The following is a 12,487-nucleotide window of genomic DNA, read 5'->3' on the forward strand; positions in this document are numbered from 1 at the left end:
GCCCCCACCCCCGCCGCCGCGCCGCAGCCCACGGCCGCCTTCATCACCCCGATCGTCGCCAGCACCGTCGAGCGGTCGACCTTCTTACCCGACGGATCTGCCACGGCGACGGCCCGGATCGTCGGCAATCCCGTCCTGTCCGGACCGGCCTCCGTCGCCGATCCCCGGTTCGACAAGACCGTGGTCTGCCTGACGGGCGCGGGCGGCTGCTTCGTCGTCGCGCCGACCGGCCTCCTCACCCGGCCGCTCGGCGCCACCAACGGCCCTCGCGCCGAGGCCGTCCTGCCCACCCCCTGAGGAACGGGGCCCCAGCGGGCCATCCCGCCGGGGCCGCGTCCATGACTTCGTTCGCATGAGTCCCTGTGCATGACGTCCCTGCCGCTGTTCTACCGCTCGGTCATCCCCCTCGACCGTGACGCCCACCGCGCCTGGCACCTCGCCCAGCCGCAACGTTTCGCCTTCGCCCGAGCGAGCCACATCGTCCCGGCGCTGGCCGAGGAGATCGGCGCCGCCTGCCGCCACCTGCCCGTCGTCTTCCTGCCCGAGAGCCTCGGCCCCGTGCCGGTCTTCCTCGTCGGGGCCGCGCCGGGACAGTGCGCGCTGATCGACGACGCCGGCACCTGGACCGGCCGCTACCTGCCCGCCTACCTGCGCCGCTACCCCTTCATCATGGGCGAGAGCGAGGGCAGCGAGCCTCTTGTCTGCATCGACACCGAGACCGACCTCCTTCGTCGCGACGCCGCCGATCCGGCGGAGGCGAGCCTGCCGCTGTTCACCGGGGATGGCCGGGAGACGCCGCTGCTGCAGGAGCGGATCCGCCTCGTCGCCGACTACGCCGAGTCCGCCCGGCGCACCGCCGCCTTCGGGCGCCTCTTGCAGGATCTCAAGCTGCTGCGGGCTCTCACCATCCAGGTCCATCACCCGTTGACCGGCGAGAGCCACGTCCTGCACGGCGCGCTCGGCATCGACGAGGCCGCCCTGGCCGCGCTGCCGGAGGACGCCTTCGCCCGGCTTCGCCGCGAGGGCTGGCTGGCGACGATCTATGCCCACCTCGTCAGCCTGCAGGCCCTCTCGGACTTCCTCGTGCCTGGCTCTCCCCCCACGGCGCCTGCCGCTCCCATGGATGATGCTGCCTGATGCCTCCGTCTCTCCTGTCCTCCCCGCGCGACATGCGCCTCGTTCTCCGCTCCGCCCTCGTCGCCTCCGGCCTGCTCGCCGTCGCAGCGTCGATGCCGGCGCAGGCCCAGTCCCCGCGCGCCAAGCCGGCCGCCGAGGCCGCGCCGACGGTCCCGGCCGAGCCCGGGCTGACGACCGCCACCTACGGCGACTGGGTCCTGCGCTGCCAGCGGCTCGCCGGCGACAACGCGGGCCGCGTCTGCGAGGTGTCGCAGACGATCCAGGCGCAGGGCCAGCCGGCCCCGGTGGCGCAGATCGCGATCGGCCGCCTGCCGGGGCAGGACGGCCTGCGCATGACGGTGCTGCTGCCCGCCAATGTCAGCTTCCCCTCGAGCGTGCGGGTGGCGGAGGTGAAGGACGCGAAGAGCGGCCTCGACCTGGCGTGGCGGCGGTGCAACCCCGGCGCGTGCGTGGCGGATGGGGCGGCGACGGAGGCGGTGCTGGGCAACTGGCGCAAGACCGAGGATGCGGGCCGGATCGCGTTCAAGGATGCGGACGGGCGCGAGGTGGCCGTGTCGCTGTCCCTGCGCGGGTTCGGCCCGGCGCTGGACGCGCTCGCGAAGGAGAAGATCTGAGCCGCTATCCACGACCCGGGAACGCATCCGGGTCGCGCCGCCGCGCGAGCGGCCGGTGGCCGGTGCAGGTCCGCTTGCCGTCACTGCACACGAGGTCGTCGTGGGATTGCCCTGAAGTGTGTTATGAACCTATGCCATAGCGTGAGCGTCGAGGGGAATGAGCGCCGATCGCCCCGCCTACCCGTCCGATGTAGAATGGGCGGTGGTTGCGCCGTACCGAGCGCTTCTGCGCGAGGATTCGGGCCAGCGCGATCACGAGTTGCACGAGGTGTTCAACGGGCTGCGCTGCATCGTGAAGAGCGGCGCACCGTGGTGCTACTTGCCGCACGACCTGCTGCCCTGGGCGGCGGTCTACCAGCAGACCCAGCGCTGGTTGGCGGCCGATTGCTTTTCCGAGGTCGCCGGCGACCTGCGGGAGGCGGCGGGACGCGAGCCGGCGCCGTCTGCGGTGATCCTGGACAGCCGGACCCAACGCTCGTCGCCCGAGAGCGGCGAGCGGGCGGGCTACGGCGGAGCCGGCGCAAGCGCGGCTCGAAGGTGCAGCTGGCGGTGGACACGCCCGGGCACGTCACGCCGGCGAACGTGGACGACCGCATCCCGGTCGGCGCGCTGACGTGCGCGGTGCAGGCGGAGAGTAAGCGCTCGGTGACGGCCGGCTTGTGCCTGTAGTGCTTTGCTCTGGATACAGGTGCTGGCGTCAGATGGCGCTGTATCGGCCCTGTGTCTGGACCTACGACCAACTCTCCTCACGTCGTCGTTGCGGGCACGCGCCGCGTCTGGTCGCCCGAGCAGAAGCGCGCCATCCTGGCTGAGGCGGACGACCCCGCTACAACCGCCTCGGAGGTGGCGCGCCGGCATGGTCTGCACTCCAGCCTGCTGTTCCGATGGCGGCGCGCCTTGCTGGCCGAGCGGCAGGCCTCGGTTGCCCCACCGACCTTCACCCCGCTCGCGCTGCCGCCCCCGGTCACGACGGCAGCCGGCGTGCCGGCCGGGTCGGGCCTGATCGAGATCGAGCTGTCGGGCGGGCATCGGGTGCGGGCTGCAGCCGGGGCGGACCTGACGCTCCTGCGGGGCGCGATCGCCGCGCTGCTCGGTCGATGATCCCCGTCCCGTCCGGCTCGCGCGTCTGGCTGGCCCACCGGGCACCCCGACATGCGCAAGGGCTTCGACGGGCTGGCCGCCCTCGTCCAAGACCATCTGGCCCGCGATCCGTTCTGGGTGCCGCTGCCCGACCTCGTGACGGTGCCGCCCGTAGATGCTCCCGCGGCTGTGGAGCCACCGGCGGTGTCTCCAGCGCCAAAGCCTCCCGCGCCCGCGCCGGCACCACCTGCGTCGCTTCGAGCCGCTCGGCCTGCAACTGTCGTTGCCTGCTACACCTCCGCGCCACCACCGGCCCCGCCGAACCGAAAGGACATGGTGCTGAACGCCTAAGCCAGCTCGTTCCTGTTGGCTCGCGAGATCGGCGCGAAGCTCGGCATCGACCCGGCCACCGCCTCGACCTTCATCGCCAACGGCCGCACGGCCCGGGATCAGCGCGTGGTCCGCGGCGATGCGGCGTGCCTGGAGCGCGCCCCCGATCGCAAGGCGCCGACGAAGACCGCCAAGCCCGCGTCGGAGCCCGCGGTCCCGGCCTCGACTCCGGCCCGCTTCGAGCAGGTGCTCAACCTCTACGCCGAGACCCTGAAGGCGACCGGCGACATCGCGCTCGAGGCCGGCTTGCCCGGCACGCAGCTCGTCGGTGTGCTCACCCGAGCCCGCGACCGCAACGACCCCCGCGTGATCAAGGGCGACGCCGCGCGGCGAGCCAAGGCCGGCCAGACGGGGATCGCACCATGACGCCTCAATCGCTCAGTGAGGCTGCCATTTATTTCAGATTTGTCCTTGGGAAATTCGGTGATGCATTGTTGATCATGCTCTCGAACTCGTTGGCGACCTGTTGGAGCATTAGCTCAAACAGCGTTGGGAAGCGGGGCGCCACCGAGCGCAGCGCCCGGATCTTGGTAATAAGCGTGGCGTTGGCAGCCTGAGTCTCTGCGGGGACGAGGGCGGTGAGCGCCGCGTTCTTGATCCCGTTGAGGATGTCGATGACCTCGTCAACGGTCCGCTCGCCCGGCGAGCCTACAACGAGGTAGTGAAACTGCCTGAAGGCAGCCTCCATGTTGCCGACAGACACCGCGTTGTTGGAGAGCGCAAGGATCAGCAGCCCCGAGGGAGACTTGCTCGCGGCCGAGCGCTCCCGAGTAAGCCAAGTCTCGTCCCGCAGCGACTCGATCACCCTCTTGAACGGCGAGGTTGGCGAGGCGACCGCCTGCAGGGCAAGGTAGCGCGGCATGTCGCTGGACAGCGAGCGCAACTTCAGAAGCGCGAGAGCCTGGTTCCAGGCCGGGACGAAGTCGCGGCCGTAGAGCTTCAGCAGGTCACTAAACAGCGAGCGGTATTGCTCCCGGGCGCCCGGCTGCTCGCCGGCCGGGCCGAGCACCCAGCGGTCCCGGTCCACCGCCTCCTTAACGTCGCCGAAGCGGTCGATGAAGGCCTCGTAAAAACCCGCATAGGTGAAGAAGAAGGGTACGCGCACGCTATCGAGGTCACCGCCCACTGCCTCGAACACCATGATGGTGTCAGGGCCGCCGGCACGCACCGCCGTCCAGTCACGCTGCACCGCGGTGCGCGCGTCCGACTTCAGGATCTCGTAGGCCCGCTCGGCGACGCTCAGCCCCGCGAGGATGCGCTGGCAGTCCTCGACTAAGGACGCGTTGATCGAGAAAAAGGGGGCGCCAGTCTCAAGGTCGAGCATGGCCCGCAGGTGCTCCTCAAGTAATTCGCGGCCCCGGGCGAAGCCCTGTCCAGGGAAGAGGTTCTCGGCCCAGTCGCGCCGCATCCAGGCGATCACAAGGTCGCGGTCAAGCGGGGCCTCGGGACGCCCGCCAATCATCAGGTAGACCTTCAGCGCTTCGAAAAGGACGCTCGGGCTGTTGCGGCTAGCATCAAGCTGCTCCTCCAGGCGGAAGATTAGTCGCGGTCGCAGCATGCGCTCAAGACCGACCTGATAGGCCGTCAAGGCGGCTGACTTCAGGCGGCCGTACTGGCTCAGGCCGAAGCCCGCAAGAACGGGCGCCGTCTCGTCGCGCGAAGCGTAGCCAGCGGGCATGTAGCGCAGAGTATTAAGAAGCGGCAACACTCGTCCGAACTGCCGGTCCGCCACGATCGGCTCGCTCAGGATGTAAGTCGCGTCTCCTCTGTAGTGGGCGAGCATGGCTTCAGTTTGCCGGACCAACTTGCTGTTCGTTAAATAGCTCTCCCATATTGCTGTCAATAAACAAGCCGAGATTAAAGGTATGCTAGCAAACGAAAGGAATGTTTTTATATTCCTGAATAATTCCATCATTCCACCTATTGATGATCCTATTTGCTTAACACTCGTTTGATAATCATCTCGGTTTGTGGGTGAATGGACGCTAATGTTCCCGCTACAGTTTCTGCATCTTGACTAACGCTCAAGTACATAACGTACCACAATAAAGATAAAATGCAGATGGAAGATATATTAATGTAATTCGAAATAATTTGAATTCTTGATTTATATTTTATCGTAATTCGTCGCTGACGATTTGCCTCAATCGAGCTGGAATGCAAGGGATTGTTTGTTAATTGAGGAGCATTTAGATTATTGAAGAAATTATAAAACGAATATATATTCCGTTTATCTTTCAATATTCTATCTATAATCTTCGTTATACGAATCATATGAATATCAAAATCAATACCAGAACTTAAATTTACGGCGTTTATCTTGCAAATATTCTTCATAGACTCGGGTAGTTCTTCAGATTTGGGCGTTGTTGTGTGATCGATCAGTACAGGAACAATTGGAATTTTCAGACCTAGAGCTTCTTCGATTTCGATTCGGACGGGATCATTCGAGTCTCTGATTCTTTCGCCAGACGAATCGCCAGTCCATCGAGGGCCAATCACAGCTAGCATCACATCGCATTTACTAATCGCAGCCCGTGTATATTCGCTGAATTCTATCCCAAATGGAATGCTATCGATGTCTATAAAAACATTTTTACTTCCATATCTTTTTTTTAAGCGATCAGAAATTCTTCCGGTTATTCCGCCAGAGTCGGACCTCCTATAGGATATTATAATCTTGCATGACATTGTACAAATCCCTGGATATTCGTAACTTTTACATAATTGCCCTCAACTCGACACAAGCTTGACGATAACATAGACCATTTATTGGACTGGATCTCAAAATAAGCTCCGAACCACGTATCTCATAACACCTCCTCCTAAATATGATAGTAAGCCCATTGGCGGATTTTGAACACGGGAGAAGCGAAAATACCTCCGAATTCCTGTTAAATAATATATTATTCATATTCGCCATGATTGCTTATGAAAAATCGTATTATGCGAGGTGCGATATCAAGAATTACAATCGTATTTTGATGATTATTTTCCGAGAAGCGTCTTATTTGTATGGCGATTCACTTCAGTTTTAGCTTGCCTTATCAAAGTGGCTGCACGGTGCCGTCGTACGGGGCCGTGTCCGGATCGGCGGCTCTCGACGCGCCGCCGCCGGCGCGCAATGCTGCGGCCTCCTGCCCGCCGATCCCGGATCCCGCCGCATGCCCCATCGCCTGACCGCCTCGCCCGAGACCTGCCGCTGGGGCTACCTCGACGCGGGCGTCCCGCCGGTCCTCACGGTCCGCAGCGGCGAGCGGGTCACGATCGAGACCGTCTCGGGCGGGCCCGACGCCCTGCCGCCGGCGGGCTTCCACGTGCCGCCGGAGCTGCGGGCGATCCACGCCGCCGAGACCGGCATCCCCCAGGGCCACATCCTGACCGGTCCGGTGGCGATCGAGGGAGCGCGGCCCGGCGACGTGCTGGAGGTGCGGATCCTCGACGTGTCCTTGCGCCAGGACTGGGGCTACAACCGCCATCGGCCGCTCGCCGGCACCCTGCCGGACGACTTCCCGGTCCTCCACCAGATGAACATCCCCCTCGACCGCGAGCGGCTGACCGCCCGGATGCCCTGGGGGCTCGACATCCCGCTGTCGCCGTTCTTCGGCGTGATGGCGGTCGCCCCGCCGCCGGCCTGGGGGCGCTGCACCTCGATCATCCCGCGCGCCTTCGGCGGCAACCTCGACAACAAGGAACTCACCGCCGGCACCACGCTCTTCCTGCCGGTCTTCACCGAGGGCGCGCTGTTCTCCTGCGGCGACGGGCACGGCGCGCAGGGTGACGGCGAGGTCAACGTCACGGCGATCGAGACCGCGCTCTCGGGCACCTTCGAGTTCGTCCTGCGCCGGGACCTGCGACTCACGACGCCCCGGGCCGAGACACCGACCCACGTGATCACGATGGGCCTCGATCCCGACCTCGACCGCTGCGCCGAGCGCGCTTTGCGCGAGATGATCGACCTCGTGGTCGCCCGCGCCGGCATCACCCGCGACGAGGCCTACGCCCTGTGCAGCATCGCCGCCGACCTGCGGGTGACGCAGACGGTCAACCAGCACAAGGGCGTGCATTGCATGCTGCGCAAGGACTACCTGGTGCGGTGAGGCGATCTATGTCGGGCCTGGCGATTTTCGTGGAGAACCCGCCCGCCCGTTTGTAGTGCCGGTCGTGATCCGGCTGCGCCGTGCCGATCGACGGCGCCCACTGCGACTGGACCCCGTGGGCGACCCTGACGACGCCGCCGGGCGCACCGCACTCGCACTACGACGAGGGCGCATCCCGCGCCCGCATCCTGGTCGTGCAGGATGGCGGCCTGAACGACCATGCCCGCACGACGGACGTCGCGTTCCTGAGGTGAGCCGGGCGCGGGCAGGACAGCTGCCGGTCATCGCGCCAGTTGCACGCGACCGCGCTCATGAAATGAGCTTTACGCTCGCAATCGCCGATGCAATGATCATTGCATCGGCGGGCTCTTCTTCCCTCGCGCCGCCCGCAGCCTCGGAGGACAGTGCATGTCCGTGTCCGCTCCTGTGGCGATCGTGACGGGCGGGGCGCGGGGCATCGGCCTCGCGACCGCCCTCGCCCTCGCCGAGAAGGGTTACCGCATCGCCGTCTCGGACCTCGACGGGCCCGACCTCGCCGCGGGGATCGCGCGGCTCGAAGCGGCCGGCGCCACAATCCTGCCGCTGCCGGGCGACGTCAGCGCCTTCGCGGCCGTCGGCGCCCACGCCGCGACCTGCCTCGACCGGTTCGGGCGCATCGACGTGCTGGTCAACAATGCGGGAATCTCGCAGCCGAAATCCCTGATCGACATCTCGGAGGACGAGTACGACCGGACGATCGCGGTCAACCTCAAGAGCTGCTTCAACTGGTGCAAGAGCGTGGCGCCGGCGATGCTGGCGGCCGGGCGCGGGCGCATCGTCAACGTCTCGTCGGTCAGCGCCAATACCGGCGGCGCCCGCTCGGCGGTGAGCAAGTTCGCCTATTGCACCGCCAAGGCCGGCATCCTCGGCATGACCCGCGCCCTCGCCAAGGAGCTGGCGCCGGCGATCAGCGTCAACGCGGTCTGCCCGGGCTCGATCGAGACGGCGCTGACCTCCGGCCTGATCGCGGCGAACCGCGAAGCGATCACCAACACGATTCCCCTCGGCCGCATCGGCACGCCCGAGGACGTGGCCGTGGTCATCACCTTCCTGGCCACCGTCGAGCCGAACTTTCTCACCGGGGAGATCATCGATGTCGATGGCGGTCAGTGGGTCAACTGACGTCCCCTTCGCGGCCGCCCCGCCGCGGCGGACCATCCACCGCCAGGCCTTCGGGCTCGGCCTGCTGCTGGCGCCGGGCCTCCTGATCCTGGCGGCCGGGCTGCTGTGGCCGTGCCTGACGATGCTGCAGGTCTCGCTCCAGGACCGCTTCCCCGACCCGACCGGCTACACCCTCGACCATTACCGCGCCGTCCTCTCCGACGCCTACTACCTGCGCATCATCGGGCGCACCTTCCTGCTCGCCGGCGTGGTCACGCTGATCACCGCGGTTCTGGGCTTTCCGGTCGCCTGGTACCTCGCGCGCTCCTCCTCGCGGCGCAAGCACCTGATCTTCCTCGGGATCATCGCGCCGCTGCTCGTCAGCATCATCACGCGCACCTTAGGGTGGACGATCATCCTCGGCAACGAGGGCCTGGTGAACGCGATTCTACGCGGCCTCGGCGTGATCGACGAGCCGCTCAAGCTGATGCAGGGCTTCTGGAGCGTGGTGCTGGGCATGGTCCACATCCTCCTGCCGTTCATGATCCTCTCGGTCGCCGCGGTGGTCGGCAAGATCGACCGGTCCTGCCTCGAGGCCGCGACGGTGCTGGGCGCCGATCCGCTGCGCCGCTTCCTCAAGGTCGCCCTGCCGCTCTCGGTCCAGGGCATCGCCTCGGGCTCGGTCATCGTGTTCTGCCTCACGGTCGGCGCCTTCGTCACCCCGGTGATGCTCGGGCGCGGGCAGGTCAGCGTGCTCGCGGTCACCATCCACGAGCAGATGGTGGTGCTGGTCGACTGGCCGACCGGTGCCGCGGCGGCGATGATCCTGACCTCCGGCACCCTCGTGGTGCTCGCCGCCTACGGCCTGTTCCTGCGCCGCCACGCCCGCCGCTGAAGGAGCACCATCATGGCCGCTCACGATCTCCCCGCCCCGCCCGTCCAGGCGGTGCCCCGCGGCGAGCGCCTGCTCGCGGCCTATGTCGGCCTCGTCATCCTGTTCCTGGCCCTGCCGGTGCTGATCGTGGTGCCGCTCGCCTTCAGCAGCGACGTGTCGCTCACCTTCCCGCCCCGCGGATTCTCGCTGCACTGGTTCGCCAACATCTGGGCCAGGCCGGAATTCCTCAGCGCCTTCGCGCTCAGCGCCGGGGTGGCTCTGGTCGCGACCGCGATCTCGATGGTGGCCGGCGTGCTCGCCGCGATCGCGTTCGTGCGCCACACCTTTCCCGGCCGCGACGCCCTCCTGATGCTGTTCATGACCCCGCTGGTCTTCCCGGCCATCGTGCTCGCGGCGGCGCTCGCCCTGGTGATGACCCCGCTCGGGCTCCTGCGCAGCTTCTGGGGCCTGGCGCTGGCCCATGTCGTGCTGACGCTGCCCTACATCCTGCGCACCGCGGTCGCGACCCTGTCGGAGATCGACCGCAGCTACCAGGAGGCGGCCCACACCCTCGGGGCCGACCGCTGGCAGGCCTTCCGCCACGTGACGCTGCCGATGCTGCGCCCGGGGCTGCTCGCCGGCGCGACCTTCGCGCTGATCATCTCGTTCGACGAGTTCACGGTGTCGATGTTCCTGGTCGGCCCCGGCGTGATGACCCTGCCGCTCGAGATGTACAATTACAGCGAGTTCACCCTCGACCCGACGCTGGCAGCGATCTCGACGGTGCTGCTCGCCCTGACCAGTCTGGCGATCCTGATCATCGAGCGCCTCGTCGGCCTCGGCAAGCAGTTCGGCGGCTGAAAGCGCCTCCCCTCCCCCCTTCGCGCAGCAACGGGATGCTGAAGACCATGGCCGAGACCGACGACCTCCTCGCCGCCTTCGCGGGCCATCCCCACCGCCGCTCGCTCCTGAAGGGGCTGGTCGGCGCGGGCGCCGCCGGCACCTCGCTCCTGTCCTTCGCCGAGGCCCTGGCCCAGGCTCCGGCCGCCGAGGTCGCCAAGCTGGTGATCCTGTCCCAGCCCGGCATCGTCCCGGACATCCTGCGCGACGTCACCCTGCCGGCCTTCCGCAAGGAGGCGCCGAAGACCGAGGTGGCGTTCGAGGCCGCCTCGAACGCCGTCGCCTACCCGAAGATGCTGGCCCAGCGCGGCAACCCGGTGGTCAGCGGCGCGATGGTCAACGACCTGTTCGCCCAGCGCGGCCTCAACGACAAGATGTGGGCGAAGATCGATCCCGCCCTGGTGCCGAACGCCGCCGCCTTGCCCCCGGGCCTCTCCACCCCCGGCGGCTTCGGCATCCCGTTCCACCTGACGCCCTGGGGCATCATGTACAATCCGGACAAGGTCGAGGAGCCGAAATCCTGGACCGACCTCTGGAACCCCAAATACAAGGGCCGGGTGTCGATGTGGGACGCCTATTACGACACCTACGTCATGGCGGGCGTCGTCACCGGCAAGGGGCCGAGCGTCGAGGAGGGCATCAAGGCCTGGGCGCCCCACAAGGAGAATATCGGCGCCTGGGTGAACTCGCCGACCGCCGAGGAGGACCTGGTCCATCGCGGCGAGGTGTGGCTCGCGCCGCATTGGGGCTCCTGGACCGCGATGGCGAAGTCCCAGGGCAAGAACGTCGCCTTCACCATCCCGAAGGAGGGCGCGGTGCAGTGGACCGGTCACATGCAGCTCTGCGCCGGATTCTCGCCGGCGGTGAGCGAGCTGACCCAGCGCTACCTCAACACCTGGCTCTCCGACGAGTGCCAACGCGCCTGGATCGAGCGCGGCTTCTACTCGCCGGCGAGCACCCGGGTCGCGGTGCCGGACGCCCTCAAGAGCAATCCGGCGATCGTCACGGCGGCGGACGCGGTGGCCAAGCTGGTGCGGCCGGACTTCGTCAAGCTCGGCGCCGAGATGCCGCGGCTCAAGAACCTGATCGACCGGACGCTCAAGGGCTGAGGCGCGCGATGACCTCTCTTCCCCCTTCTCCCGCCCCTTCTCCCGACGCCGTCGGCGTCGACCTGCGCGGCGTGCGCAAGTGGTACGGCGCGGTCCCGGCGGTCCGGGACGTGTCCCTGGCGATCCGGCCCGGGGAGATCGTGAGCTTCCTCGGGCCCTCGGGCTGCGGCAAGACCACGACGCTCCGGATGATCGCCGGGCTCGAGCACCCGGATGCCGGCGAGATCCGCATCGGCGGCGGGCTCGTCAACGACGTCGCGCCGTGGAAGCGCAACATCGGCATGGTCTTTCAGAACTACGCCCTGTTCCCGCACATGAGCGTGGCCGAGAACGTCGCCTTCGGCCTCGCCATGCGGCGCGAGGGCCGGGCCGAGATCGACGCCAAGGTCGCCGCCGCGATGGCGCAGGTCCGGCTCACCGCCCTCGCCGACCGGCGGCCGTCGCAACTGTCGGGCGGCCAGCGCCAGCGCGTCGCGCTCGCCCGCGCCATCGTGACCCGGCCGAGCGTGCTGCTCCTCGACGAGCCGCTGGCCGCCCTCGACCGTAAGCTGCGCGAGCAGATGCAGGTCGAGATCCGGCAGCTCCAGCGCGAGGTCGGCATCACCACGGTCTTCGTCACCCACGACCAGGAGGAGGCCCTCACCCTGTCCGACCGCGTCGTGGTGATGGAGGCCGGCTGCGTGGTCCAGACCGGCACGCCGGCTGAGGTCTACGAGCGGCCGCGCAGCCGCTTCGTCTCCGACTTCATTGGCTTCACCAACGCCGTTGCGGGCCGCATCGAGGCGGTCGAGGCCGGCACCGCCACGGTGACGATGCGCTCCGGCCAGACCATCCGGGTGCCGGCCGAGGCAGGCCTGGCGGCGGCCCAGGCGGTCGACCTCGTGGTGCGGCCCGAGAAGGTCGAGCTCAACCCGCCGGCCGACGCCCGGCCCGGCCGGGCGCTGGTCTCCGGCACCCTGCGCCACAGCGTCTATACCGGTGCCGTCACCTACCACCACGTCGATATCGGTGCCGGCGAGACCCTGATCGCCATGGCGTCGAACGGCGACGGGCACGGCGAGGCCCCGGTCCTGGGCAGCCCGGTCACCCTGGGATTCCGCCCGGAGAACATGCTGGTCTTCGCCCGCGCGGTGTGACACCGAG

General features: G+C 67.2%; 14 protein-coding genes and 1 pseudogene. 13 read left to right on the forward strand and 2 right to left on the reverse strand.

Annotated elements, in window-relative coordinates; genetic code table 11:
* The 6 genes and pseudogenes from ABZT49_RS18270 to ABZT49_RS18295 form a co-directional block, all read left to right on the forward strand.
* The coding region (locus ABZT49_RS18270) for a hypothetical protein (RefSeq protein WP_355287785.1) at positions 1-297 on the forward strand (297 nt) is incomplete at its 5' end.
* A 69-nt stretch (positions 298-366) separates the two neighbouring features.
* On the forward strand, positions 367-1,137 hold the full coding sequence (locus ABZT49_RS18275) for a SapC family protein (protein WP_355287787.1): 771 nt from the start codon (positions 367-369) through the stop codon (positions 1,135-1,137).
* A complete protein-coding gene (locus tag ABZT49_RS18280) occupies positions 1,137-1,751 on the forward strand; it encodes an invasion associated locus B family protein (protein ID WP_355287789.1) in 615 nt (204 codons plus the stop codon). Before ABZT49_RS18275 ends, ABZT49_RS18280 begins: the two co-directional genes overlap by 1 nt.
* A gap of 157 nt (positions 1,752-1,908) precedes the next feature.
* Positions 1,909-2,399 (forward strand): annotated as a pseudogene (locus ABZT49_RS18285) (transposase); the annotation flags it as partial.
* A 72-nt stretch (positions 2,400-2,471) separates the two neighbouring features.
* Positions 2,472-2,852, forward strand: coding sequence for an IS66-like element accessory protein TnpA (gene tnpA / locus ABZT49_RS18290; protein ID WP_355287791.1), 381 nt, complete (start codon positions 2,472-2,474; stop codon positions 2,850-2,852).
* A gap of 345 nt (positions 2,853-3,197) precedes the next feature.
* Positions 3,198-3,587 (forward strand): hypothetical protein, encoded by a 390-nt coding sequence (locus tag ABZT49_RS18295; protein ID WP_355287793.1) that lies wholly within the window; start codon positions 3,198-3,200, stop codon positions 3,585-3,587.
* A gap of 28 nt (positions 3,588-3,615) precedes the next feature.
* On the opposite strand, the gene ABZT49_RS18300 is transcribed toward ABZT49_RS18295, so the two are convergent.
* Together ABZT49_RS18300 and ABZT49_RS18305 are read right to left on the reverse strand one after the other, a co-directional pair.
* Entirely contained in the window at positions 3,616-5,004 is a 1,389-nt protein-coding gene (locus ABZT49_RS18300; protein WP_355287795.1) for an ImcF-related family protein, read from the reverse strand.
* Positions 5,005-5,153: 149 nt separating this feature from the next.
* The gene (locus tag ABZT49_RS18305) at positions 5,154-5,912 is read right to left on the reverse strand and encodes a toll/interleukin-1 receptor domain-containing protein (protein WP_355287797.1); all 759 of its coding nucleotides are present in this window, start codon (positions 5,910-5,912) and stop codon (positions 5,154-5,156) included.
* Positions 5,913-6,385: 473 nt separating this feature from the next.
* On the opposite strand from ABZT49_RS18305, the gene ABZT49_RS18310 reads away from it, so the two are divergent.
* The 7 genes from ABZT49_RS18310 (at position 6,386) to ABZT49_RS18340 (ending at position 12,480) form a co-directional block, all read left to right on the forward strand.
* Positions 6,386-7,321, forward strand: a complete 936-nt coding sequence (locus ABZT49_RS18310; protein WP_355287799.1) for an acetamidase/formamidase family protein — start codon at positions 6,386-6,388, stop codon at positions 7,319-7,321.
* Between the two features lie 80 nt (positions 7,322-7,401).
* Complete coding sequence (locus ABZT49_RS18315; protein ID WP_355287801.1) at positions 7,402-7,575, forward strand: hypothetical protein; 174 nt, start codon at positions 7,402-7,404, stop codon at positions 7,573-7,575.
* Between the two features lie 154 nt (positions 7,576-7,729).
* Positions 7,730-8,482 carry an SDR family NAD(P)-dependent oxidoreductase gene (locus tag ABZT49_RS18320; protein ID WP_355287803.1) on the forward strand — a complete coding sequence of 251 codons (753 nt, stop codon included), beginning with the start codon at positions 7,730-7,732 and terminating at the stop codon, positions 8,480-8,482.
* The gene (locus ABZT49_RS18325) at positions 8,454-9,356 is read left to right on the forward strand and encodes an ABC transporter permease (RefSeq protein WP_355287805.1); all 903 of its coding nucleotides are present in this window, start codon (positions 8,454-8,456) and stop codon (positions 9,354-9,356) included. Before ABZT49_RS18320 ends, ABZT49_RS18325 begins: the two co-directional genes overlap by 29 nt.
* 12 nt (positions 9,357-9,368) lie before the next feature.
* Entirely contained in the window at positions 9,369-10,196 is an 828-nt protein-coding gene (locus ABZT49_RS18330) for an ABC transporter permease (RefSeq protein ID WP_355287807.1), read from the forward strand.
* A 35-nt stretch (positions 10,197-10,231) separates the two neighbouring features.
* On the forward strand, positions 10,232-11,344 hold the full coding sequence (locus ABZT49_RS18335; RefSeq protein ID WP_355287809.1) for an extracellular solute-binding protein: 1,113 nt from the start codon (positions 10,232-10,234) through the stop codon (positions 11,342-11,344).
* 8 nt (positions 11,345-11,352) lie between these two features.
* Complete coding sequence (locus ABZT49_RS18340) at positions 11,353-12,480, forward strand: ABC transporter ATP-binding protein (protein ID WP_355287811.1); 1,128 nt, start codon at positions 11,353-11,355, stop codon at positions 12,478-12,480.
* Positions 12,481-12,487: the final 7 nt, after the last annotated feature.

This window comes from Methylobacterium sp. EM32 (assembly GCF_040593685.1).
Lineage (GTDB): Bacteria > Pseudomonadota > Alphaproteobacteria > Rhizobiales > Beijerinckiaceae > Methylobacterium.